A 23,283-nucleotide genomic window follows, 5' to 3' on the forward strand; every position below is an offset into this window, starting at 1 on the left:
GGGAAAACGTGCGCGAGGGGAGATCGGGGCCACGCCGGGACCACGCCTGCGTGCATTACACCTAGCGCGCTTCCACCAACCGAGCGGCGCGCACGCGGGCGAGCAGCGCCTCTGCCGCGCGCGTCTGGGCCGCGAGCGCGGGGTATCGGGCATAGCCGCGAGCGCCTTCGACCAGGAGCAACTCGGCGGCGGGCAGCATGCCTAACGCGAACTGGGCCCGTCCCAGCAGCACAGCCGTCTCTGCCCGTCGCTGGTCGAATCCCGGAAGGCGTGCCGCCTGCACAGCGCGCGCGCGTCTGAGCAGGGAGTCGGCGTCGGCCGCCCGGCCGCGGGACAGGTAGACCTCGGCGAGTGTGGTCCATGCCTCGGCGAGGCGCGGATGATCGGCGGGCAACGCACGCTCCAACGTCGACAGGGCCTCCCGAACTTCGCGCTCCGCCTCGGTCAGGCGCCCCACGCGCGAGAACAGCGCGGCACGGTTGCGCCGCGTGACCGCCACATCGACGGCGGTATCACCCAGGGCGGCGCGGCGCACCGTGAAAGCCCGTGCCAGGTCGCGCTCGGCGGCGCGGAACTGGCCGGCACCCATCCGTGCAACGCCCAGGTTGTTGATGGCCGTGCCGGTGCGCGCGTCGCTGGGGCCGTAGTCCGACGACCAGCGCCGCACCACCTCGTCGAACACCGCGGCCGCGCTGTCGTACTTCCCTTGTCGCACGAAGAGCACCGCGAGGTTGTTGGCGGAGATCATCGTGACGGCATGTCCAGGGCCCAGTGCCGTGCGCCGGATGTTCAAGGCCTCGCGTGTGAGGACCTCCGCCTCCGCCAGCCGCCCCTGATGCTCCAGCGGGACCGCCACGGCCTCGAGTGCGTACGCAAGGTCCCGGTGCCCGGGGGGCAGCAACCGCTTCCGACCGTCGAGTACGATGCGCGCCAACGATTCGGCAACCACTGCATTCCCCAGCTTGGATTGTGTCACCGACAGGTTGCCGAGGGAGTTGAGGATCAGGGTGTGGCCCGGGGGGAGTTGTCGCTGGCGGATCGCCAGCGATGACCGGTTCGCGGAGTCGGCGGCTTGCAGCTGGCCGGCGTCGGTCAAGGTCACGCCCAGGTTGTCGAGATCGGTGGCGACGGTCAGGCTGGTATCGCCAAAGGTCGCACGGTCGATGGCAATGCCGTCGCGATGCGCCGCGATCGCGCGGTCGTACTCCCCGAGGTCCTGCAGGTTGTTGGCGTACTCACCCAACGTGAGGCCGACCTCGGGCGATCGCGGACCATGGAGGCGGCGCTGGAGCGCGAGCGCGCGGGCCAGCACCGAATCGGCGCCCTCATAGTCACCGAGCGCGTTCAACGTAGTCCCGAGGTTCCCGAGTCGGTCGGCGAAGGCGGCGCTTTCGGGCCCCAGCACCCGTTCCGCGAGCGACACTGCCCGACGAAACAAGGAGTCGGCCTGCTGGAGAAGGCCGAGTTCACGGTACGTCTCGCCAAGAACTCCGTACATCTCGGACTGGACTTCGGGCTGCGCGGCGAGCGCGGAATCCACGCGTCGCACGCCGCGGTCCACGAGGTCGCGTAAGGTGACCTCGCGCTGGCCGGACTCCTCGGGATTCGCCCCCTTGAACAGTCCGATGACGAAGGCGGAGGTCTCCCGCGCCTTGCGGGACTCGAGGCGCGCAATGCGCGCCTGCCAGAGGGTCGTCGCGAGGCCGCCGGCGAGCGCGAGAAACATGGCGAACCCCGCGCTCACGCCTGCGACGTGTCGGCGCACGAACTTGCGGAGGCGATACCACGCGGTGTCTGGTCGCGCGAGGACGGGACGACCGGTGCGATAGCGGTGCAGGTCCTCCAGCAACGCATCGACTGAAGGATACCGGCGCGCCGGATCCTTCTGCAGCGCCCGGGCGACGATGGTGTCGAGGTCCCCGGCCAACTGTCGGGTGAGGCGCTGCGGGTCGCTACCGCGCCGCGCAGCGAGCTCACCCGCGGAGGCGTGCTCCACGCCCATCGTGACCGGCTGATGCACGACCTCGCTCATGCGCGGGGGGACCACGTCGCACACCGCGCGCTCCACTTCTGTCGGCGTGAGTCGCGTTAGGCGATGCGCGCGATGACCGCAGAGCAACTCGTACAGTACCGCGCCGAGCGCGTAGACGTCGGTCGCGGTGGTGATCGGTTCGCCGCGTACCTGTTCGGGCGACGCATACTCCGGGGTCATGACCCAGAGTGCCGTCGCTGTCTCCCCCGGCGCGGTGTCGGCGCCGAGCAGCTTGGCGATGCCGAAGTCGAGGAGCTTCACCGTCCCATCTGCGGTCACCAGGATGTTGGACGGCTTGATGTCGCGGTGGACGACGAGGTTGCGATGGGCGTATCGCGCGGCCTCGGCCACCTGCAGGAAGGTCTCGAGGCGCTCCTCCGTTGTGGCTCGGCGCTTGTCGCACCAGTCGGTGAGCCGCACGCCGTCGACGTACTCCATCGCGAACCAATGCTCGCCGTCCGCGGTGGTGCCGCCGTCGATGAGGCGCGCGAGGTTGGGGTGCTGCAACTGCGCCAGGATCTGGCGCTCGGCGAGGAATCGTCGGAGCACCTCCGCGGAGCGAGCGCCCCCTCGCACCAGCTTGAGCGCCGCCTGCTGCTGGAAGCCGCCGGACTCGCGCTCGGCGAGCCAGACGGTGCCCATGCCACCGCGTCCGAGTTCGCGACCGAGGCGCCACGAGCCGATGCTCTCGCCCGTGCGCGTCTCGGGAGGCGGCGAGTCCGACAGGCCGAGCAGAGCTGCAGCCGGCCTTTGGAGAAACTCGCCGGAGCGTTCGAGCGCGGCCACGAGGGCTCGCGCTTCCGCCAAAAGCGCCGGATCGTCGGTGCAGGCGGCGGCGAGGGCGTGCTCGCGCTGCGTCGGTTCGGTGTCGAGCGCGAGGTCGAGCAGCGCCTCGAGCCGGGCCGCGCGGGATGGAGGCGCGCCCACCGTCAGCGCTCCGCCGGCGGCTCCCCGTCGGCGCCGTGCAGCATGCGGAAGAGGAAGGCGCGCGCCTTCTGCCATTCGCGCTTCACGGTCCGCGGGGAGCAGTCCATCGCCTCACCCGCTTCCTCCACCGAGAGGCCGGCGAAGAAGCGGAGTTCCACCACCTGCGCGAGCCGCGGATGTTCGACGGCGAGCGCCTTGAGCGCCTCGTCGAGTGCGACGATGTCGTCGCTCGCGGTGGCGCCGGCCACTTCGAGGCGGTCGAGTGAGACGGGGTGCTGCCCATGCCCCCGTTTGGCCGTCGTACGCTGGCGCGCGTAATCCACGATGATCTGACGCATCGCGGTGGCCGCGACTGCATGGAAGTGCCGCCGGTCGGCGTACTCCGCGCGAGTGCTGTTCACCAGGCGAAGGTACGCCTCGTGCACCAGCGCTGTCGTGTCGAGCGTGTCGCCGGGGCGCCAACGCCCCAGCTCGCGATGGGCCGCGCGCCGGAGCTCGCCATAGACCACGGGAAACACCGCGTCGAGCGCGCCCGGCTCACCGCGGCGCGCGCGGGCGAGGAGGTCGGTGATGTCGGTGTCGTGGGGCATGGCGGGGAGCAGGTGCACCGGTCGCCGTGTGGTGCACGAACGTACGAGCGCCCTGTGGGATCGACAAGTCGGCGGAAGCACGACGGTACACGCGCCGCTCCGCGTGGCCGCGCCGATGGCCGTCACGACGCGCTCCCGCTCCCGAGCGGCGGCAGGGGGAGTGCGCGCCACGCCACTACCAGCCAGGCATCGAACAGCGCCGGCGCCGTCAGCTCCAACACGCCGATGCCGACAACCACCACCGCGGCGCCCATCGCGAATCCACCGCCGATCGGCGATCGGATTCTCAAACGCTCCGGATGGTTTGTGAGATGCCAGCCGAGCCAGCGGGCCCTTCCCGAGCTGCCCCAGGCAACCCCCGCCGGTAGCAACACGATCCCGGGCCTGGCGCGTAGCAGGTCAAGGAGCTCGCGCTCGGCGTGGGCTCCCCACGCGATCCCGCACGCGGCGATGGCGGCGCCGAGGAGCGCGATCCACACGCTCCCCCAGAAGGCGGCGCGTCCCTCGAAGCGGGCGTGGCGTGCGGCGGGCGGGGCCACTACCTGCGACCCCGTTCGCGCGCCGTCCGCCGCCAGGGCCAGTCCGGAGAGTCCCATGGCCACGAGGGCGGAGGCCTCGAGGAGTCGACCGGCAACGAGGCGACTCATCAGGGCGAGCCCGGCCGCGATTCCGGCCAGCCCGAGGATCGAGAATGTGGAGCGCCGCATCGTCGTCTGCCGTGAGTAGTCCGACAGAAGGAACGCAATCGAGACCGAAGACGGGCCAACTCCGCACCGCGCTAGCTGTAGGTGACGAACGCTCGCGTTCATCCGCAGGCGATCTCCCATCAGACGCGCGCACCCCTGCGCGCGCCATCGCTAGCCCGCCTGCAGGGGGCAAGTTGTTGTTAGGCGGCGTGAGTACGCGTGAGACTCGCGACATAGGTTCCGATCCGCCAGAACATCGCGACATTGAGGACGGCCACAGATACTGTCGAGGTCCAACCGCGTACCGCGGCGCTGGCGCCATCCTGCGCCCAACCGAGGACCCATAGCAGGCCGACCATGATGACCACGAACTTCCAGCCCACCGTTACCGAAAGCGGGAAGTATCGCTGCAGAATGTGGCGGCCCTGTGTCGCACCGTTTCTGAGATAGAGGTACACAAGGCCCGCCAGCGTGATGACGAAGGTACTCCACGCACTCACCAGCGACCACGGAGTGACAGCCGCCGGTGGGGATGCCTAACGACTTGCCGACTTACCGGCGGGCGCCGTGCTCAACTCCCGCGCGCCCCTCCTGGTCCTCGAACTCCGCGAGTTCCTCCGGTGTCAGCAGCCGCGCGGCGAGCCAGTGGCTCAGCGAGTCCGGAGTAGCCTGGTTCACGGACATGTCCCCGCGCAACACGCGCTCGGCGACGTCCCGGACGAGGGCGGCTTTGGCGATGTGCCACACGGCAATCGCGGTGGTGCGTAGCGACGCGTCGTCGCGCGGCGGCGCGTCGTCGGCGAGCAGGGTACGGAGAAAGCCGGCCACGTGGATCTCGGATGCGTCGGCAGCCACCATGCCGACGATGGTCTGTGACTGCGCGCGCAACCATTCCGGCGTCGCGCGCGGCGCGCGGTCGAGCAGCCGGCACAGCACGCGCTCGAGCGGGGCGTGGGGCGCCTCGCCGCGATCGACCCAGTTGCTGGCCTTGTGGCTGATGAGCGTCGGCGGCATGCGCGTCGGCCTCGACGGTGAGTGGTCGGACTAACCGTTGGGATTCACCCGCGCGCCTGCTGATGCTGCGCGCGGCCGGTGATCAAGACGAGCGGCACGCGACCATGAGCGATGACAAACGTGACTGCGGCTGCGTAGGTCAGCAGCTGCGAGGCAAACTCGCCTCGGGCGGCATGCAGCGCGAGCGCGAACACGAAGATGACCAGTAGGGCGGTGCCTCCAAGTACCCACCAGAGGGCACCGAACGAGCGGACAAGGTTGGGTGATGGCATGCGAAAGTCCTCAGATGCTCGAGACCTGAAGGGTCGATACCAGTCATCGAATCTACACTTCCAGTGCGCCCGGGTCAGGTGCAGCGTTTGGTTCGGCTGCGACCGCCTTCAGAAACAGGGACTCAGTGGCGTAGTCGATCACGGCCGCATGAGCGTCAAACACGTCCGTGCCGAGGATCACGTCGACCTCGGCCGACCCGTTCGCCCTGAGAGAGGCGTTCACGTGCTCAAAGTCCAGCCCGGCCGGGCCCACCAGCCGCGGGATGAGCGACCCGAGTTGCAGCACCGCACCCTCGACCCGGTACTGATCGAGGGCGCCGCCCGCCCCGCCCGCCTCGCGGTTCAGCCATTCCCATCGGAGACCGACGGCCTGAACCACCGACATGGCCACCACTGTGATAGCGGCCCCGGTGTCCACCAACACCTCGACCGGGCGACCGTTGAGCGTGCCGTCCGTGTGGAAATGACCCACGACGCTGCGTCTGAGCGGCACGCGCACGTAGCCATGGGCCGTCAGGAAGTCGGTCAACTCACTCACTTTCCCTACCCTCCGCGGCCGAACGCATGTCGGCCAGGTCTGCTGCAACGTGAGTCAACTGGCGGGATCGAGAGCGCCGGCGGTGTCGCGCTCGAACAGATAGAAGGGCAGTGCGCGACGAGGAAAACTGAGCTCACCGGCCTCACACCTCGAGTCACTGACGTCTTGTCAGCACAACATGCGTTGCGGCCGCGGTCGGAACATGACTCGTGCACTCGTAGCCCAAGGCAGTGAGATCAAGGCCGTGCAAGAGATGCTCGCCGGAGCCGAGCAGCTTGGGTGCGATCGCCACGTGTAGCTCGTCGATGAGTCTCGCCTCGAGGTATTGGCGAACCGTCGCCACGCCGCCGCTGATCTGAACGTCCTTGTCCGCCGCGGCCGCAAAGGCGCGCTGCATCGCTTCGCGAATACCCTGAGTAACGAAATGATAGACCGTACCTCCTTCCATCTCGACCGACGGGCGGGCGTGATGCGTCAATACGAAGACCGGGCCGTGGTATGGCGGGTTCTTTCCCCACCAGCCGCGCCACGTTTCATCGGGCCAGGCACCGCGAATCGGGCCGAACATGTTACGGCCCATGATCCACGCACCGACGCCATCACCAAATCGTCGAGCGAACTCGTCATCGACGCCAGTGGTGCCGCCAGGCTTCCCGCCCATGCGCTGGAACGTGTGCGTCGGGAAGAGCCACTCGTGCAACGCCTCGCCGCCGACACCGAGAGGCTCCTCGCGTGTCTGGCGCGGCCCGGCCCCATAGCCGTCGATCGAGATCGTGAAGTTGTGCACGCGTACGCGAGCCATCTGCTCCTCCCAGGCAACAACGACGTTGGTCAAGGCGCGACAGGGCGATGCACGTGGGGACAAGTCACCAAGACTGCTCACACGCCCAATGTTTCACCTCAGCAGCGGTTCAAGGCAATAGGGCGGCCGCGCCGCCGCCGCCTACCATGGTCGCCCGTCTGCTGCAGCGTGTGTTAGGCATTGACGCCATCGCTTGCGTTCCATGACGTTCATCCGGAGAGGAGTATCGCGGCACTCGTCGGTGCTCGGCTAGATGCCTAACTGAAGATTGCGAGGCGCGGGCATTCACCTGAGTGCGGCCGGCGGCTTCAGGCGATGTCATGATGCGGCGACAGCAGTGCGCCCTCAGAGGTCACCGTTCCGCCTGGCGTGGCAATACCGCATTGTGCCAATACAACGCACTCCCAAGCGCCCGCGTCGCCCGACGATCGAGATACCACGCGGTGCCGCCGAGCGCGAGAAAGGAAGTCCCGAGGCCGATCACCATGCCGCGCTCGGGCGCATCAACGTGATCCATCGCGATCCCCAGGGCGAGACCGCCGGCGATGGAGGACGCGAGCATGACCCAACGACTGCGTGGATACCAACGATCGAAGGTGCGCGCGTAGGCTTGCGCGGAGTCGTCGGCGACAGCCAGGCGCGTGAGGCGCGGCATACCGCCGATCAAGGTCATGCGACCGACGACGAGGTCACGACCGCGAATCAACTCGCCGCCTTGCAGCCGCAGCGCGCACTCAGCGTAGGAACAGCCCGTTCGAGGCGCCTGCGCGCGCAAACGCGTCGGTTGGCTCACGACGAACAGCGAGAACACCACAAGTACCACACAACGCATCCGGCACCTCGCGACAAGAGACGGAGGGAGATACCCTCCCCATGCACATGTGTTGCGGTAACTCGATGACGGCAGCATGACGCCCAGCATCAAGGGCGGCGCGCAGCGCCGTTCGCTGCAGGCTGTGGTTCGGCGGGCCGTCCCGGCACTCACCCTTCTTCCGTCTGAGCGAGCCGTGAGAGGTGGGTTAACACGCAGCGCCACTGCCCCGCGCGCCGGACAAAGACGGACGACGAGCGCTCGACTTCGCGGAAGGGCTGCCCTTGGTACTTCCCTCCGGATACCCCGCGTGCGGAGACCACGGCGGTATCGCCGTAAACGCGGATATGGAAGTCTTCCGACGTCATCTCGTCGTGAGTCAGGGCTCCCGACCTCACCAACCCCAGAAAGGTCGCTTTGTCGCCAACTCGGCCATCGGGACCAATGATGACCCAGTCGTCGGCCATATACCGCCCGATCGCTTCCGCGTCGTTCCCGACCATCGCCCGGTCCCAGTCGTGAGAGACACCAATCAACTCGTCTTCCATGCTGCTGCTCACGATCCACTCCTCATTCTAGGGTTCATCCCGCGCGGCGAACGGCTAACGTTCAGCAGCGGGCGGAGCGAGCTGCCCCGATCGCCCGACTGTTGCAGCCGCTGTTGGATGGCGGATCGCTGGTGCGGCGTGTCCACCGCGCCGGTGCGAGCCTCCGGGCGTCGCGTGGCTCCGAACTCAACGCGGGCGCTCCAGATGCTCGGCACGATCCAGCCACCAGTTGATCAGGACACCGACCGCCGCCGATAACCAGATCGCGACGGTCGCCAATACGCCGAAGCCAAGCCCGAGCCACACCGCGGACCGATGGCCTACCAGCGCGCGCGCGCCGTACGCCGCTAACCCGATGAATGGATAGAAGAGCGCGGTGATCCAGGCGAGTCGTCGCACATCCGCGCGCGTCGCGCTCGGCGGCCGCTCATGCCGTCCGGTCATCTGTGCTCGTCCGTGTGGGGCAAACTGAAGGTTGAGCCGCGGCGGAGATCAAGAATGCGATCGCAGCGAGCACACACCAGGTCCGCCGCCTGCTCCAAGCGCAGTAAGCGCGCCGCGTCTGGTGAAGCGGACACCGGGGCTAGTCTTTGGGGCGACACAAAATGCCGGTCCCGGACTGTCCGCCGCCTGAGTGCAGGCGGGTGCAGACCAGGGCACTGCAGCGATAGGCGGCGCTGCGAAGGCTCTGCGTGCCGTTTGGGCTACCCGTTTCGCAGGCGACGTGCTGAGCGAAGACGGTAACGAACACGCCGGCGGCGGTGGAGCTGTCGACGGACGGGCGTGCAAAGTCAACGAACATCGTGTCGGGGCCCGGGAGGCGTATCGGCGTCCGCGGGGCGGTGAGCAGACCAGCGCGCGCGAGCGCCGCGTCGATGCTGCGGCTGAACTCGGACGCCGTGTTGGAATCCTCGACTAGGACTACGAGGCGCGCGATGCGCCGCTGCGAGCGCTCGGCGTCTCGCGCCTCGTCGCGTATCGCATCATGGACATAGGCGACGATGGCCGCACTCTCGACCGACTGGGCCGGTCCCGGGGCGGCTGGCAACAGCGCGAGTATCGTGGCGGATACGACGTGACGCATAATGCCGAAGCAGGACGCGATATTGGTAAAGCTCTGCTGCGAGCGAGGAAAACAATGTCGCGCGGCTCAACCGAGCGCCGTCCGCTGCTCGCCCGCCAGGTGCAACGTGTGTTACACGGCAGCGAGCGCGCCCGAGGCGCTAGCGGACATCCACCGTATCCTGTACGAGCGCATTGGTGCCGGTATGTGCGAACGTCAGGAGCGCTTGGCCCGGTGCGGCGGCGCGGAAATGGAAACACTGCGTGGGACCGGCTGGTACCGGGGTGCCGCAACCGCTCACGTCGCGGAACACGACGGCGGGCGAGGATATCGTTGGCGGGCTCGCGTACTCCCCAGGGCCGATGGTTTGCAGCGTGATCGTGATCTGGTCGCCGACGTGTGCGGTGACACGGCGATTACGCTCGGCGGCGCTGAGAGAGACGATCGAATCGGTGCGACAGGCGAGGCTGGTCGCCGCGACGAGCGCGACCGCGCGCAGAAGTGCGCGTGGCGGCACGAACCGCCAACGGATGACGAGAGGCGACATGGACATGTGGTATCCTCCCTAATGACGTATAACGTAAGCCTCAGCTGCAGTTGCAGCAAATCGAGCGCGCGGAGCGCGCGACCGAACTCGACCGAACGCGGCTGACTGCTGCAGGCGATGCCAGGCCGCTCTGTAGACTAGTCGACCGAGAAGGTTCGCCGGGCACCGAGGGGCACGAAGCGGCCGTCACCTCCGATGCGACCGGCTTCGACGGTATAGGTGCCACGCCTCTGATTGGCGCGCCAGTAGCCCGTCCATCGACGCGAGCTGCCGCCGTCGACGATGAGGTCTGGGGTCAGAATGCCCAGCGCGGGTTGGCCAGTGTGCAGGAACTCCGTGCGCCCATCCGGGCCCGTCAGACGCACATCGTGGGCGATGGGATAGGTGAGCTCGATCCGGTGGCTACTCTGATTCGTCCAGATCACCGTGAAGCCCACGCTGTCGCCGATCGCGATCGATGGTGCGGCGAGCTCGAGCTGCGCTACCACGGGTGAGTGAGGTGCGGTTGGCGCCGCGCAGGCCAAGATGATGACGCCGCAGCCCAACAAGCTCGCACGAAGCAGGGTCATGTGTGTCTCCCGGGTTAGTGAGATAGTAGGAGCTGGACGGCGTAACGCTTCAATTGAGCTGCAACGGCAGGCAATCGAGTGCGGCCGCAGGCCGCACGGCTCAACAGCGCCGTTGACTGCTCCCACGCGCGTTATGCGGCATGCAGCGTGTCAACGTGCCCGTCGCACCATGACGGCGCGGAAGGTGAACGGTACGACCGCCTGGGTACGCACGGCGCGGTCGCCCACCTTCGCGGGAGTGAAGCGCAGCTGCGAAGCATAGGCGCAGGCCCAGTCCCGCAGTTGCGCGTCGCTTGCGGCCAGGACGACCGCGCCGCCGGCCTCCGGGTGCCCCGCGGTATCGATGACGACGGCAAGCTGCACGGTACCCCGGTAACCATCTCGCAGCGCGAAGCGGGGCGTGCGAGGCGGCTCGGAGAGCAGGCGTGGCGCGGTGTCGGGCGCACTCACGAGAGTCGTCAGATCGAGGGCCGGCGCATGGTGACATGGACCGACAAGCGTCGCCTCCTGCGCGCGAACGCCGGTTGCGCCGGTGAGCAGTATGACGACCAGGCCAAACACGGCGAGAAAACGAGTGTGGGGCATACCGTCGTTACTCCGATCACGATTGAGGGTTCACGCGGTTCGCATAACGCTAAGCATTAGCTGCAGCCGAGGGAAAGAGAGCGAGCGAAGCGAGCGCACAGCGAATCGGCCGTCTGCTGCATGGTGTGATAGGACGCCTCTGCATGGGGTGACGGCCTATCGTTCGGGCGCGGGCGCGAGGGCCGCCGTACTATAGGCACAGACGGTCTGGCGGCGAAGCGCGATTCTCGCGACCTGTCCGGCGCTCTGGCCGACCACAACCGTATCCGTGCGGATGCTATAACCGAAACGTCGAGTCGCGAGCGCATGCTGACCCGGCGGCAGGGAGTCGAAGCGCGCCTTCCCCTTCTTATCGGTGTGGGTGGTGCGAGCGAGCGAGAGCAGGCGGAGCTCTACCAAGGCCAGGCCGGCGCCGGTCTGGCGATCGCGAACGTCAAGGAGCAGCGCCCCCGTCGGCAGCTTCTTGCTGACGGAGAGCTCGATCGCCTGCGCCGGGCCGGGATCACCCGGAACGCAACCAGTCACCGGTCGGGACGGCGGCTGCCCGCGGCATCCAAGCAGAACCACTCCCGCGAGGACCGTCATTAGCTTGGAGGGTTGCATCGCCTCACTGGCTCGGCCTAACGTAAGCCTCAGCTGCAGCTGCAGGAAATCGAGCGCGCGACCCCAAGCGGCTGACTGCTGCAGTCCATGTTAAGCATCGCGAGCGCGCAGCGGCAGGAAGGCGGCAGCTGGATGCGCGACGAACTCGGCGATCAGCGTCTGGGAGTCGCGTAGGAGCCGTGCGACGTCCTCGGTGGAGCAGTTGCCGAGCTGAGTCCAGATCTCCTTCGGCGGGAAGCCCCGCCAGACGCTGAACCGCTGCAAGTCGTCGTCCTTCGTGACGATCACCAACGCGGACGTGCGCGTACTCCCAGATCTGCTCGTCGGTGGCCGCTCGCCTCGTCGAACAACAGGGGGGCGCCATGCGCGAGACCCTCAGTCCGCAGGGACGGGCATGATGCGGCGCTCACGCTCGGCGGCGAAAGCGAGAGATGCGAGGATGTCGTCGTGTGCCAGGTCGGGGAAATCAGCGATAACCTGCGCTTCGGTCATGCCCGACGCCACATAGCGGAGGACGTCGCCCACCGTGATGCGGGTGCCGCGGACGCAGGGCTTGCCGAAGCGAATGGCGGAATCGAGGCTGATCCGGTCGAGGAGAGGCATACCCTCACGCTACGGTGCCGGGAAGGGCGCGTCAAGTTCAAGCGGCATCGGCGGTTACCGGCCGTTCAACATTGCTCGTGCAGCGTTGCACGCCGCTGGCTGAAAGCGAGGCTTAGCGCCCAAGTTCAGCTGCAACGTACGTTAGGCGCCACGGCGCGCGGAAGGTCGCGCATCTGCCATGACAACTCGGAATCCGATGCAGCCATCATGGAAGTCACGCGCGATCTCGTAGCGATTGGACACAGCGCAGTGGGCCGCCCAGTTGTGAAAGCAGCCACCTCGGAGCACGCGCTCGTCACCGGGACCCTCATAGGCTGAGCCGTCTGTAGGAATCGCACTCAGATCGCGTGACAACGAGTCCTGGCACCATTCCCAGACGTTGCCCGACATGTCGTAGATCCCGAGTTGGTTGGGCGCCTTCTTGGCGACCGGCTGCGTCTGATCGCCGTGTCGTCGATCGTACCATGCCACGGCCTCGATATCGTCGCTGCCGCTATAGCGGAATCCATCCCGCCAGTGCTCTCCGCCGCGTGCGGCGTATTCCCATTCCGTTTCAGTGGGCAGCCGAAAGAGCTGGGGAAGACCCACCTGCGTGCGTAGAGCCGCCGCCACGGCGCTCGCGTTCAAACGCTCTAGGAAACCACCCGGCATGGTCAACGAGTCCCACGACACGTTCTCGACCGGCAGGTCAGCGCCACGATGTACCGCGGGATTGTTCTCCGCTCCCGCGATGTGGCTCCAGAATCCCTGCGTGACGGGGACGGACCCGATGAAGAAATCGCGCACCTCGATCGCGTGGGCGTGCGGCGAATCGCCGAACACGTACGGCTCGCCGTGTGTACCGCGGACGGGAATTAGCGTGAACTCGCCATTCTCCCAGCGATACTCGATCGAATGCATGGTCGGCCCTGCCTGTCGACGTATGTGTGCGCCTAACGTTAGGACTCAGCAGCAGCGGAAGGGAGGTCGAGCGCGCGGAGCGCGCCGACTAAAGCTCTGCTGTCTGCTGCAGTGCGTGTCAAGCAGCGGGCACATCATGGGCGCCACACGACGGTGATGGGAAGCAAGGCGCGCGTGGCACCGAGAGGCGAAGTGAAGTGCTCATATCGCGCCTCCAACGCCAGCCGTCGGGACGCCCCGAGCGTCCAGCCAAGACCGGCAAGGAGGCCGGCGGTCTGCTGCTCGTTCCAGGCGCGGAATCCGCCGCGCCGCAGGCTCACGCCCGCCAGCCAGTAGAGCGGTCGAGCTTCGGGAAGCGACTGCAGGGCGAAGACGGCGCCGTAGGTGCCCTGCACGCTCAACGGCGGATCGCCAGGGTCGCATGAGCAGCCTTGGCCGCCGGGGAGCGTGAACACATGCGCGCTCAGACGGGCTCGGACGCTGGACCTCACGCGCCACGTAACACCGAGTTCCGCAGCGATACCTGCACTGCCGAGGTCGCGGTCGCCGTCGCGTTGGCCCGCTATCCCGAAGGCGAGTAGCATCCGCGGCCGCGACGTCGCTTGCGCGTCGACCGCGATCGCTGGCGTCGCAAGCAACACGAGGAAGAAGAGGCGTGCGAGCATGTGGCCTCGGCAGCACGACTTGCGGGTGACGTCGCGAATAAACGCTGGGATTGCTGCATAACGCTAACCTTCACCTGCAGGCAAGTTATAGACAGTTGCGCGCACCCCTCGTGCGCGCAATCCCTGAATCGCCTGTCAGGCGCAACGCGTTGTTAGCTGGCCCGCTCGAGCACGCGGACGTCCTTCTCCAGCTTCGCGCCGAGGTGGTCGCGTTCCACCTCCAGGTCATACCGGGTATGCAGGTTGAGCCAGAAGCGATCACTCGTCCCAAAGTAGCGGGCGAAGCGGAGGTCGGCCATGAGTCGCGTAGGATTCGGGCGGCGTAACGTCCGGGTTCACCCGCAGACGAACGGAATAGTGCGAGCGCAGCGAGCGCTCCATAGCTCGGCTGTCGGGTGCAACCCCATGTTGCGCCGAGCCTGCGCGCCTACGCGACGCTCCCGGCCCACGGCTTGATGCGCCGGAGGACGGGCGCAAGCGCCTTGGCCGCCACCTCGGTGTCATAGGCGGCCTGCGCGCGCAGCCAGTAGCCATTCGAGAGTCCGAAGAACCGACAGAGGCGGAGGTCGGTGTCCGCGGTGATGGCGCGCCGGCCGGCGATGATCTCGCCGATGCGCTGGGCGGGGACGCCGATCTCCTTGGCCAGGCGGTATTGGGAGAGCTGCATCGGCACGAGGAACTCCTCCAGCAGGAGCTCCCCAGGTGTGACGGGCTTGAGCGCGGACATGGCAGGACTCGGCTTCGTGGTAGTCGACGATCTCGACGTCCGCCGGGCCGGCAGGGGTCCAGCGAAAGCAGACGCGGTGCTGATCGTTGATGCGGATGCTGTGCTGGCCGGCGCGATCCCCCTTCAGGTCCTCCAGGCGATTCCCAGGCGGCACGCGCAGGTCACGGAGCCGCCCGGCGATCACCAGTTGGCGCAACTTGCGTCGCGCCACGGCGGCGATGTTCGTGAAGCGCCGGGTACTGCGACTGCTGGCGAGGGCCTCCGTGTCGGCCAGCGGCACGAAATCGGGCTCGAACGGCCACCTAAGACCCATGTGACCGGTGTATTCGTGCATTGCGCGCGCTAAGAAATGCGATCGCGTGCTTCCGATAGCTTTCGTAGGCCTTCAAGTCCGCGGGCAAGGGCGAACTGCTGAAGTCATCGAACGGCGCAAAGAAGCGTACCGACCTGAAGTCCGGGCTTACGAGATCGTGAAGTAGGAAGAAGTCGACGTAGCCCTCGAACGATTCGAAGAGCGCAAAGAAGGCCGAGTATCGAGAGAGCGTAACAGACAAAGGACTCTTCTCGGCGCGATAGTGCCGCCGAATACACTCAACGGTCAGATCAAACCGGTCCTTGATGCGTGGATGAAATCCGCGTGCCCCGTTGATGGTCATTCGGCGATCGACGCGATTGGCGGGGAATATCATCATGCCGCCTATGGTGTATCCGAGGCTCATGAACGACTCCCACTCGTCAGCTGGGATTTGAGCGATCGCCGATGCAAGCCGAGATTCCTTCCTGAACGTCGGAACTACCGCGTCGCTCGCGAGGAAGAACTCGCCGAGCGGCGAGTGATGATGGAGATAGGCGTTCGGGCGCGATGCGCTGAGCTCGAACGGCGACCCGCCCGGCAAGGGCTTGCTCCACAGGAATCGATGATACGCACGAAGTGCCGGACTGAGAAGATCGGGGTCGCGGCCCGGAGGTGTATCCCGACGGAAGTCGAACGTGATATCGATATCGATGCTGCGATGCATGTCGCTACAGATCGCCGTGTTGCGTGCTAACGCCACGGTTCACCTGCAGCCGAAGGAAGTAGAGCGCGCACAGCGCGCGTTCAATAGCTCGGCTGACTGGTGCAACCGTCTGTTATGCGACGCGCAGGGGCTTGATTCGTGCCACGTCGTCCTTGATCGCTTGGCCCGCCTCCCAGAGATCGACGCTGCGCTGGGCGTTGAGCCAGAACTCCGCGCTGTTGCCAAAGAGCCGCGACAACCGCAACGCCATCTCGGGGCTCAACGCGCGTCGCTCACGCAGCAGTTCGTTGATCGACTGCCGGGAAACGCCTAACGCCTCCGCCAGCCCCGCCACGGTGAGCGCGTAGTCGGGCATGAAGTCTTCGCGGAGCATTTCCCCCGGGTGGGTCGGCCGCCGCTTCATCGTACGGGTGTTCGGGATGCTCATGCGGAGCCCTCCAGCCTAGTGGTAGTCGCAGACCTCGACGTCGTAGGCATCGCCGTCGACGAAGCGGAAACAGATGCGCCACTGATCGTTCACGGCGATCGCATGCTGGCCCTGCCGATCGCCGCGTAGCGCGTGGAGGCGGTTGCCAGGGGGCACTTTCAGGTCGTCCAGCGACGTCGCCAGGTCCACGTACTCCAGCTTTCGCGCCGCCCGGCGTGCCACGTCGGGCGGGAAGCGCTTCGCCGCACCTGTGGCATAGAGGTCCTGCGTGCGCTTGTCGGCGAACGACTTGATCACGGGTCAAGTGTAACGCAGCACGTGACACGTGTCAATTCACGCCGGTCGGTTCGCATAACTTCGGTTCACCTGCAGCCGAAGGCAATCAAGCGCGCGAAGCGCCCGTACAATAGCTCGGCCGACTGGTGCAACCGATGGTTATGCAGCGCCGGCGCGTTTGCGCCGCGGCCTGGCTGCGGGGCGACTGCCGAGTTCATCGCGAATCACGCGCCGGACCACCGCCTCGAGCGGTTCGCGCGCTTCCGTCATGGCCTGGCGCAGGGTCTGGTTGATGAGCGTCTGATAGTTGCCCCCGCCAGCCGCGTCGACCTGGGCGCGATACCAGTCGAGGATGTCGTCATCGAGCCGGATCGTGATCCGCGTCTTACCCGTGGCGACGGGCAGCACCGGGCCACGGCGGGCCTTGGAGAAGTCATACTCTTTACGCATCAGCGTCCTCGGCGTACTGGCGGCGCTCTCGAGCTGTTGCCCGGCGCGCCGAAATGAGTCGGATCGCCCCAGGGCTGGTGGTCCAGACGACAACCAGCACGCGATCCAGGAGGTCACGGCCCAGCGTGACGAAGCGTTCTTCGTTGGGCTACGGGTCCGGGAGCGTGAGCGCATACGCGTCCTCGAAGACGCCGGCGGCATCGGCCAACTCGACACCGTGCTTGGCGCGATTCGTGGCGGCCTTGGCCGGGTCCCACTCGAAGTCCATGCTGCAACGTATGTACTGATGTACACCGCCGCAACCCGCCGGGGACCGTTCACTGTGCGATACAGGCGGCTACGGGAGAGCGCGCAGGCCCGGCCTCACGCTCATTCGGCTGCATAACGAGGTTGTAGGATAAGTCCGCGCTCCGTTGCCGGGCCTGCATTTCTCCATACCGAAACCATTGCCGGGACGGCGAACGTCGATCCTGGGGCGAATGTGAGCGTCGAATCCTCGACAACGCACTGGGTGGATGTGACGGTCGAATTTTCCTACATCCTCAACGTTCTAACTCAACCGCCGACGAAGGACATCGTGCAGCGGCCCCGCCGCTGCACACAGCAGATCGGCGGTCTGTTGCAGCACCCCGTTAGGCGCCTATACGTGGTTCCCAGCGATGGCGTGCGAGAGTTTCCAGTCCATCGGAATCTTGGGTGGCGACGTACACGTGTCGACGGATATCGTAACAGCTTCCGGGGGCGCTCGCGGATCGCGCCCGGAGGATCAATGCAAACCCGTCGGGCGAGGCGATCGCGACACCGGGGATGGGCTCGGCGAAGGACACGAACGGGGGCAGAAGCTTGGGCCATGTCCCGTAGGACGCCGCCGGGCGCCGCGGCGTGCCGTAGAGAAAGGTCTGGCGCTCGGCGAATGCGTCCTGATCGGCTTGCGTCACGCGCTGAGGCTCGTCGCGAATGGCCTCGCCGCGAATCCAGCGGCCGTCCGGCGTTCGCCGGTCCAGACGATACGGCTCCAGTCGCGCGACCGCGAGCCATCCGTCGCGTGCGACCGCGAACACCTCGCTCGTCGCGAGGGCCGGCCGCTCACGCACCTGCATGCCCGTCGATCCCGAGGGGGTGCTCCATCGCTCAATACGACCGGGCGCCGCTCGCAGGCGGGCGATCGTGTCGACTCGGCCCGTGGCGCGGGCAACGCGCATGACGCGAATGGAATCGGCAGCACCGAACTGGTGGCTCCCAAGGGGAGTTGGAGGTGACCACGTCGACCAGACGTGACCGAGGTCGTCGGTCGCACTGACCAACCCTCGCACGGCTACCAAGGCTGGCGTATCCGGGGGAATCGAGCCGGTTGGCGCGTCGCCGACAAACACGAGCCAGCGCCGAGTTGCGCCTCCCATAAGAGAAGAGTCGGCGGGCAGTCGAAAGAGCGGCGCCGCATTCGCATACTCCCTCGGCCCCGCTCCGCGGCGTCCAACGTCGCGTACGGCATCAGTCTTGAGATCCGCCACCAGGACTCGAGATTCTCGCCCATCGCTCACCAGGACGCGACCGTCCGCCAATTCTCGAACGGAGGAGATGAAGGAGAACTCGTGGGAGAACCGCGCATCCGGCGGCGCGAGCGCCTGCGGGCTCTGCGCCGCTAGCGTTCCGCTCGCCAGCACACCGAGACAGAGCAGGACAACTCGCATGCATTGACGGGAGTTGGTGCGCCTAACGTTGGAGTTCACCCGCGGGCGACAGACGGCGCAGCCGGCTGGCGAACGTCGGGTGCAACGACGGGTTAGGCGTCACTGCGCGGACTGGGGGTTCGATCTCCCCAGCCGAGGGAGGTTGCATTGCCTTCGCGATCTATCTCGACGTAGGCGAAGTACGGCTCTCGCTGGCCCTTGCTCGGAACCTTCCAGAAATGAGCGGCGCCTCTGTCGTTTGTCAGAACGCCAAGGTACTGAAGATCGTCTGCCTTCAAGCCATCTGGGTCATCCAAGAATTCCCCGAACTCGCGCCGTAGATATCGCGGCAACTCGCGTTCAGTGGCTTCATCCAAACCGGTCCTGCCGAACCAACTGGCTTCCTCCACCGTCGCTTCCTCGAGTTGACGGCGCGAAAGATACTGTCCGTGAGCAGCTGCCACGTCCTTTCTCACGCTACGCGCGAATCCATAGATGGCGATCGCGAGCACGCAGAGAACCAGAGCGATGAGAGCGAGGTACATAAGGGCTAGTTGTGTGACGCCTAACGTTAAGCCTCAGCTGCAGCCGCAGGAAATGGAGCGCGCGGAGCGCGCATACCCAAGCGGCTAACTGCTGCTGGCGATGTTACCGTGCGCGAGCGGGAAAGGCGAGCATCAGAATGCGATTCGTCGCGCGCAGATCGAAGGTGTCGGGGTGAAAGTGCGCGCCAACCCAGGTCCGACTCGCGAGGAACTCCGAATCCGTCGGGTCGGCGAGACTCCGCAGCAGGTCTGTGTAACCCGGTGATCCACCGGCGTCCTCGGGTGGGCCCGCGCGTGCGCCATCGACGCACCACGGATAGGGGACGTCGGGGTGCGGCGCATGCGTCGCCACGAGACGAATGTCGTGCACCCAGTTGTCGCCGAAGTCGTAGGTGTACTCGAGCCGCGAGTCCGGCTGCAGTGCGAGACTCGCGAGCGACGTGCGCGTCGCGTCGCGCCCCTCGGCGTCTTCGTGGGGCGCTTCATACTCGACGCCATCGAGCAGAAACGAGTAGAGGTGGTAGTCCAGCCAGCCGAAGCATTCCTGAATCACCCGATGGACCTCGTCGAGCGTGAACGCGTCGGGCACCAGCACCTGTCGCCAGATCTCGGGTGCGATGTCTTGCAGCGCAATGCGGAGCTCGAGGATTCGAGGCGGCGACTTGGCGCGCGCGCGCTTCGGCACGATCACCTCCAGGTCGGAAGCGAAGGGTAACGTTTGAGCATCAGCTGCGGACGAACGAAATAGAGCGAGCGCAGCGAGCGTACAGTAGATCGGCCGTCTGCTGCATGCGATGTTAGCCGGTTCCTTCGCTTAAAGAGAGGGGCTTTCGATACGGATGCGGCGGGATCGCGCGAAGCTGATCGCCGAGCACGAGTGCGCAGGTGTTATCGAGACCTAGTACAGCGAAGCAAGCGTCACGCACCGCCCATTGCATTGTGAGCAATGTCAGGGCGCCTTCCTCGCGAATAAGATCCGCTCGCCGTTGGAGGTGCGCGTCTTGGTGAAAGACCTCGCCGTTCATCCATGTGTGCAAGATGAACTCAGCGTCGAAGTGTTCATCGTGGATCGCAAAGACAATCGGTCGCCGAAACGACTGTTTCCACGCATCTCTCAGCTGCACCACCAGATCGCGAACCTCCTCACTCCCAACTCGATATGCGAGGTTGGCGACTTTGTTGAAGTTGGTCGGTTCTTTCTGCGCATAGACGAGACGGAACGCGACCATGAGCGCGAAGAAGTCCGCTTCCGGGATTAGATCTGCTTCGTCTGGCAGATCAGCACGGAACATGCGCGCACCGAACTGGTGAGAAGCATACGGTAGCACGCGATCATAGAGACGACCGGCCGCCCGCCTGAAGGACTGAAGCTGGAGGCGGTCCTGCTCGTTGAGCGGTGACGTCTGCGGAGTCATGCGCTTTGTTCGCATTGGATTCAAATCCGCCTAACGCCGAGCATCATCTGCGGCCGAAGGAAACAGAGCGAGCGAAGCGAGCGCACAACAGATCGGCCGACTGCTGCATGCGATGTTATGCGGCCCTGTCACAGCGCTCGCCCTTGCCGGGGCGAGTGCTGTGCCAAGCTAGGTGCGAATCTCAAATGCTAGGCCACCTTCGGCAGCCACTCGCTTTCTGGTTTCGCGATGAGCCGAGCGTTCTTGTACGCAAGATCGAGGGGCAATACCGTGAAGGCACGATAGGCCCGAGCTTCTCGCTCCACGACGAGTGCCAAGTCTGCTCGTGCAGGCGTCTCGAAGCAGAGCGGCAGCAGAAGTTGAATGCGACCGAGTTCTGCGCCATCGCGTCCGAAGTAGAACTGAGGAATCGCGACCTTATAGTTCATCTGCGCGCGCTTGCCCGCCTCAACGACCTGACTCTGCAGCATCCCCCGGCGCTTGTGCGCGTTCTCCCTCAGGTCAGGTGGATATCGATCGACGTTGTCGTCGATTATGTGGTCGAGGTTCGGGATGAGCTCACGGTCTGGGTCGTAGATGAGCTCCGCCGGATTCTCGAAGTACCGTGCAACTGGCGGCCGACGAATGAAGAAACTCATTCGTTTGTCGCTCTCGGTAACGAAGTCCTTCAACACCCAAGGCTGTCGATTGGGGTCGCGATTTGCCTCGAAGAACGCGTAGATCGGCTCGTAGTTCGGAGTGAACAGGCCGGTGTTGAAGGCGGCGATCCGGATGCCCTGAGCGTCGGAAGACTCCTCGATCTTCTCCTGCTGCACCAACCGCTTGAAGGTGTAGCGTAGGTAGTTGCCGAGAATCGAGAACGGCTGGTTCGAATCGAAGGACCAGGTCTCAGGCTGGGCGCGTTCGGAAAGCTCACGAAGTCGCGACTCGAAGCCCTTGCTTGGCGGAACATCTACTCCGCGTGCTGGGATCCAGGCGAAGTCAAAGAGGTCCGCGGCCCCCGCAGGGGTAGGAAGGGTGGAGCTCATGCTTGTACTCCTTTCGGTTAATGGGGTTGCTCAACATCTGCCTGCCAGAATTCAATGCCCGCGGCGACTCGTTGGACGCGGCGGGATCATCAAGTTAGCACACCAAGAAACGACGTCAAGACGGTCCCGGATGGGCCGTATAACGATAGAACTCAGCAGCGGGCGAGTTATTACAAAACGCGCGCACTCTGTGCGCGCCAACCAAAGATCGCCCGTCTGTTGCAGTGCATGTTGGGCGGAGGGCCGCGCGATCCCAAACGCGTGGATGCGGCCCCGACTCGTTAGGTGCGGGACGCGGACGTGCCCGCCCGCCACGCGTCGGCGGCCGCCCAGAGCGTGAGCATCGCGATCTCCAGCAGCGGCAGGGCGATGGGTAGGCGCGCAATCGCGAACAGGGGCCAGAGCAGCAGCGCGGCGAGGGACGCCCACAGGAAGCGTCGCCCGACGATGTGGCGGCCCTGCTCAAACTGTCCCCAACCAGGGACAACGAAACTAAGCAACATGCATCGCGTGCGCGGCGTCATCGATTCCTCCAGAAGTGCGGTACGCCTTCAGCCCATGCAGAATATTACGACAGTTTGTCCCATCCGCCCAACGCCAATGTTGAGCTGCGCGGGCGTTCAAATAGAGTGCGCCCGGAGGGCGCACGAATCAATAGTGCCCGCGTCTGCTCCAACTAGTGTTAGGAGGCGTCCCGCGCGGCCAAGCGCGCCACCAGTGCCATCCTCTCCTCTTCTGACAGTCGCGGCACGAGATCCCTCGACGGCGTAATCTGCCATCGGAGCTGCACGTGATCGAGCGACAAGATGTCTACGTCGAGCGCGATCCAGAAGTTCAGTAGACTGCGATCAAGTGTCAGTAGCGCCGCATCTCCTCCGGTCAGAGCCGAGGCGATGGTCAGCCACTCCAGCGCTTGTAGGTCCGCCGCCGTGTTGTACGCGTCCTCCGGTGAGTAGCCGCTCCGAGGCTTAACAACTCCACGGCCAATGCGCGGTTCTGTTCCGTCGTGCGGCTCGTAGAGGACGGAAAGCACCGCAAGGACGGGTGTAGACACTGCCGGTAGTCCGGAATCAGCTGCCATCGCAACAATGACGTCTTCGATCGGTCGTTCTTGCCCACATCGCACCCGACTCGCCACTAGAGGAGCCGCGCCGTGAAGGAACGCGCCTTCCGCTGCGCGGCGGTGCGCAAGGGCTTGCAGAATGCCATACGTCGCTGCCTGGCGCTCGTGGTCGTAGTCGAGCACTTCGGCAGAGTTAAAGAATGCTCGAAGGTCAGTGGCGGCTGCGTCGATCGCGACCGAGAACTCCGAAGCTGACGGAGTGCGTCGCACGTTCCCTTCGAGACCGCATAGCACAGGATTAAAGCGGACGCCCGGTCTGTCGAGATGCTTGAGCCACCACGAGTCAGAGACGCACTGCGCTGCATCAGGCGCACGCAGAATCGACCGGAGACGCGACAGCACGTTCCGGTCGACATAGATCATGGAGACTCGAGCGAACACTGTAGGCATGCGGCCGCCGAGCTGGAGAAGCCACAGCCGCTCAGGATGATTCCACTGAATGTTTATTGTGAAGTTCAACACCCTGACTGCGACGCCTCCTAACGCTAGCGTTCACCTGCAGGCGAATTACAACAAGTTGCGCGCGTGTTGCGCGCAATCAATAGCTCGCCTGTCAGGTGCAAGGCGTTGTTAGGCGACGAGCGAGCAGCACCTGGAGCTAACGATGCGCGCATTGGCTTAGCTAATTCGATGCGATCGACTGCCTGTTGACGATCTGTCCTACTCCTCGCGCGTATTCGTCAGTCATCCGCGGGCGGCTGCGAGAAGGAGTCAAGGTGGCGCTCAATCCGACGAGTTGCGACCGCGCGCCCGCGAAATACGGACATGGTGCCGAAAGCGATCGCTCCTACCTGCACGATACCAAACGCATTTGCGACGGTGTCGTTGTGGTTTTGATCTCCCCACAT

At 65.5% G+C, this 23,283-nt stretch carries 34 protein-coding genes and 1 pseudogene; all 35 read right to left on the reverse strand.

Annotated features, from left to right (window positions below; translation table 11 throughout):
• Positions 1 to 61: 61 nt before the first annotated feature.
• On the reverse strand, positions 62 to 2,959 hold the full coding sequence (locus IT359_10720) for a serine/threonine protein kinase (protein MCC6929452.1): 2,898 nt from the start codon (positions 2,957 to 2,959) through the stop codon (positions 62 to 64).
• A 2-nt stretch (positions 2,960 to 2,961) separates the two neighbouring features.
• Entirely contained in the window at positions 2,962 to 3,549 is a 588-nt protein-coding gene (locus IT359_10725; protein MCC6929453.1) for a sigma-70 family RNA polymerase sigma factor, read from the reverse strand.
• A gap of 122 nt (positions 3,550 to 3,671) precedes the next feature.
• Positions 3,672 to 4,256 (reverse strand): hypothetical protein, encoded by a 585-nt coding sequence (locus IT359_10730; protein MCC6929454.1) that lies wholly within the window; start codon positions 4,254 to 4,256, stop codon positions 3,672 to 3,674.
• 179 nt (positions 4,257 to 4,435) lie between these two features.
• Complete coding sequence (locus tag IT359_10735) at positions 4,436 to 4,735, reverse strand: hypothetical protein (protein MCC6929455.1); 300 nt, start codon at positions 4,733 to 4,735, stop codon at positions 4,436 to 4,438.
• 52 nt (positions 4,736 to 4,787) lie between these two features.
• Positions 4,788 to 5,249: a hypothetical protein gene (locus IT359_10740; GenBank protein MCC6929456.1), complete on the reverse strand. Its 462-nt coding sequence runs from the start codon at positions 5,247 to 5,249 to the stop codon at positions 4,788 to 4,790.
• Between the two features lie 44 nt (positions 5,250 to 5,293).
• The gene (locus IT359_10745) at positions 5,294 to 5,521 is read right to left on the reverse strand and encodes a hypothetical protein (GenBank protein MCC6929457.1); all 228 of its coding nucleotides are present in this window, start codon (positions 5,519 to 5,521) and stop codon (positions 5,294 to 5,296) included.
• 52 nt (positions 5,522 to 5,573) lie between these two features.
• The gene (locus IT359_10750) at positions 5,574 to 6,059 is read right to left on the reverse strand and encodes a clan AA aspartic protease (GenBank protein MCC6929458.1); all 486 of its coding nucleotides are present in this window, start codon (positions 6,057 to 6,059) and stop codon (positions 5,574 to 5,576) included.
• 154 nt (positions 6,060 to 6,213) lie between these two features.
• Positions 6,214 to 6,894, reverse strand: coding sequence for a dihydrofolate reductase (locus IT359_10755; GenBank protein MCC6929459.1), 681 nt, complete (start codon positions 6,892 to 6,894; stop codon positions 6,214 to 6,216).
• Between the two features lie 319 nt (positions 6,895 to 7,213).
• The gene (locus IT359_10760) at positions 7,214 to 7,684 is read right to left on the reverse strand and encodes a hypothetical protein (GenBank protein ID MCC6929460.1); all 471 of its coding nucleotides are present in this window, start codon (positions 7,682 to 7,684) and stop codon (positions 7,214 to 7,216) included.
• Positions 7,685 to 7,842: 158 nt separating this feature from the next.
• The gene (locus IT359_10765) at positions 7,843 to 8,232 is read right to left on the reverse strand and encodes a nuclear transport factor 2 family protein (protein ID MCC6929461.1); all 390 of its coding nucleotides are present in this window, start codon (positions 8,230 to 8,232) and stop codon (positions 7,843 to 7,845) included.
• Positions 8,233 to 8,406: 174 nt separating this feature from the next.
• Positions 8,407 to 8,664: a hypothetical protein gene (locus IT359_10770; protein MCC6929462.1), complete on the reverse strand. Its 258-nt coding sequence runs from the start codon at positions 8,662 to 8,664 to the stop codon at positions 8,407 to 8,409.
• Between the two features lie 139 nt (positions 8,665 to 8,803).
• Positions 8,804 to 9,304 carry a hypothetical protein gene (locus IT359_10775; protein ID MCC6929463.1) on the reverse strand — a complete coding sequence of 167 codons (501 nt, stop codon included), beginning with the start codon at positions 9,302 to 9,304 and terminating at the stop codon, positions 8,804 to 8,806.
• 139 nt (positions 9,305 to 9,443) lie between these two features.
• Complete coding sequence (locus tag IT359_10780) at positions 9,444 to 9,836, reverse strand: hypothetical protein (GenBank protein MCC6929464.1); 393 nt, start codon at positions 9,834 to 9,836, stop codon at positions 9,444 to 9,446.
• Positions 9,837 to 9,967: 131 nt separating this feature from the next.
• Positions 9,968 to 10,399: a hypothetical protein gene (locus tag IT359_10785; protein MCC6929465.1), complete on the reverse strand. Its 432-nt coding sequence runs from the start codon at positions 10,397 to 10,399 to the stop codon at positions 9,968 to 9,970.
• Positions 10,400 to 10,549: 150 nt separating this feature from the next.
• The gene (locus IT359_10790) at positions 10,550 to 10,960 is read right to left on the reverse strand and encodes an energy transducer TonB (GenBank protein MCC6929466.1); all 411 of its coding nucleotides are present in this window, start codon (positions 10,958 to 10,960) and stop codon (positions 10,550 to 10,552) included.
• 180 nt (positions 10,961 to 11,140) lie between these two features.
• Complete coding sequence (locus IT359_10795) at positions 11,141 to 11,569, reverse strand: carboxypeptidase regulatory-like domain-containing protein (protein ID MCC6929467.1); 429 nt, start codon at positions 11,567 to 11,569, stop codon at positions 11,141 to 11,143.
• Between the two features lie 108 nt (positions 11,570 to 11,677).
• Positions 11,678 to 11,875, reverse strand: a complete 198-nt coding sequence (locus IT359_10800; protein MCC6929468.1) for a hypothetical protein — start codon at positions 11,873 to 11,875, stop codon at positions 11,678 to 11,680.
• Positions 11,876 to 11,962: 87 nt separating this feature from the next.
• The gene (locus tag IT359_10805) at positions 11,963 to 12,190 is read right to left on the reverse strand and encodes a DUF433 domain-containing protein (GenBank protein ID MCC6929469.1); all 228 of its coding nucleotides are present in this window, start codon (positions 12,188 to 12,190) and stop codon (positions 11,963 to 11,965) included.
• A 141-nt stretch (positions 12,191 to 12,331) separates the two neighbouring features.
• Entirely contained in the window at positions 12,332 to 13,090 is a 759-nt protein-coding gene (locus IT359_10810) for an SUMF1/EgtB/PvdO family nonheme iron enzyme (protein MCC6929470.1), read from the reverse strand.
• A 134-nt stretch (positions 13,091 to 13,224) separates the two neighbouring features.
• Positions 13,225 to 13,755 carry a hypothetical protein gene (locus tag IT359_10815; protein MCC6929471.1) on the reverse strand — a complete coding sequence of 177 codons (531 nt, stop codon included), beginning with the start codon at positions 13,753 to 13,755 and terminating at the stop codon, positions 13,225 to 13,227.
• A gap of 152 nt (positions 13,756 to 13,907) precedes the next feature.
• A complete protein-coding gene (locus IT359_10820) occupies positions 13,908 to 14,054 on the reverse strand; it encodes a hypothetical protein (GenBank protein MCC6929472.1) in 147 nt (48 codons plus the stop codon).
• 128 nt (positions 14,055 to 14,182) lie between these two features.
• Positions 14,183 to 14,482: a HigA family addiction module antidote protein gene (locus IT359_10825; protein ID MCC6929473.1), complete on the reverse strand. Its 300-nt coding sequence runs from the start codon at positions 14,480 to 14,482 to the stop codon at positions 14,183 to 14,185.
• Between the two features lie 16 nt (positions 14,483 to 14,498).
• Positions 14,499 to 14,795, reverse strand: a pseudogene (locus IT359_10830) (type II toxin-antitoxin system RelE/ParE family toxin).
• Positions 14,785 to 15,501: a hypothetical protein gene (locus tag IT359_10835; GenBank protein MCC6929474.1), complete on the reverse strand. Its 717-nt coding sequence runs from the start codon at positions 15,499 to 15,501 to the stop codon at positions 14,785 to 14,787. The pseudogene IT359_10830 and the gene IT359_10835 overlap by 11 nt, the downstream one beginning before the upstream one ends.
• A gap of 112 nt (positions 15,502 to 15,613) precedes the next feature.
• Positions 15,614 to 15,928, reverse strand: a complete 315-nt coding sequence (locus tag IT359_10840; GenBank protein MCC6929475.1) for a HigA family addiction module antidote protein — start codon at positions 15,926 to 15,928, stop codon at positions 15,614 to 15,616.
• Between the two features lie 15 nt (positions 15,929 to 15,943).
• Positions 15,944 to 16,225, reverse strand: a complete 282-nt coding sequence (locus IT359_10845; GenBank protein ID MCC6929476.1) for a type II toxin-antitoxin system RelE/ParE family toxin — start codon at positions 16,223 to 16,225, stop codon at positions 15,944 to 15,946.
• Positions 16,226 to 16,363: 138 nt separating this feature from the next.
• Complete coding sequence (locus IT359_10850; GenBank protein ID MCC6929477.1) at positions 16,364 to 16,771, reverse strand: BrnA antitoxin family protein; 408 nt, start codon at positions 16,769 to 16,771, stop codon at positions 16,364 to 16,366.
• Positions 16,772 to 16,802: 31 nt separating this feature from the next.
• Positions 16,803 to 16,922, reverse strand: a complete 120-nt coding sequence (locus IT359_10855; GenBank protein MCC6929478.1) for a BrnT family toxin — start codon at positions 16,920 to 16,922, stop codon at positions 16,803 to 16,805.
• 364 nt (positions 16,923 to 17,286) lie between these two features.
• Positions 17,287 to 17,856 (reverse strand): hypothetical protein, encoded by a 570-nt coding sequence (locus IT359_10860; GenBank protein ID MCC6929479.1) that lies wholly within the window; start codon positions 17,854 to 17,856, stop codon positions 17,287 to 17,289.
• Between the two features lie 581 nt (positions 17,857 to 18,437).
• Entirely contained in the window at positions 18,438 to 18,836 is a 399-nt protein-coding gene (locus tag IT359_10865) for a hypothetical protein (protein ID MCC6929480.1), read from the reverse strand.
• A gap of 136 nt (positions 18,837 to 18,972) precedes the next feature.
• On the reverse strand, positions 18,973 to 19,554 hold the full coding sequence (locus IT359_10870; GenBank protein ID MCC6929481.1) for a plasmid pRiA4b ORF-3 family protein: 582 nt from the start codon (positions 19,552 to 19,554) through the stop codon (positions 18,973 to 18,975).
• Positions 19,555 to 19,666: 112 nt separating this feature from the next.
• Positions 19,667 to 20,284: a hypothetical protein gene (locus IT359_10875; GenBank protein ID MCC6929482.1), complete on the reverse strand. Its 618-nt coding sequence runs from the start codon at positions 20,282 to 20,284 to the stop codon at positions 19,667 to 19,669.
• A gap of 188 nt (positions 20,285 to 20,472) precedes the next feature.
• A complete protein-coding gene (locus IT359_10880) occupies positions 20,473 to 21,312 on the reverse strand; it encodes a DUF3825 domain-containing protein (GenBank protein ID MCC6929483.1) in 840 nt (279 codons plus the stop codon).
• 281 nt (positions 21,313 to 21,593) lie between these two features.
• Positions 21,594 to 21,836 carry a hypothetical protein gene (locus IT359_10885; GenBank protein ID MCC6929484.1) on the reverse strand — a complete coding sequence of 81 codons (243 nt, stop codon included), beginning with the start codon at positions 21,834 to 21,836 and terminating at the stop codon, positions 21,594 to 21,596.
• Between the two features lie 158 nt (positions 21,837 to 21,994).
• Complete coding sequence (locus IT359_10890; protein MCC6929485.1) at positions 21,995 to 22,798, reverse strand: hypothetical protein; 804 nt, start codon at positions 22,796 to 22,798, stop codon at positions 21,995 to 21,997.
• Positions 22,799 to 23,283: the final 485 nt, after the last annotated feature.

The sequence above is a fragment of the Gemmatimonadaceae bacterium genome, from assembly GCA_020852815.1.
In the GTDB taxonomy this organism is placed as follows: domain Bacteria; phylum Gemmatimonadota; class Gemmatimonadetes; order Gemmatimonadales; family Gemmatimonadaceae; genus SCN-70-22.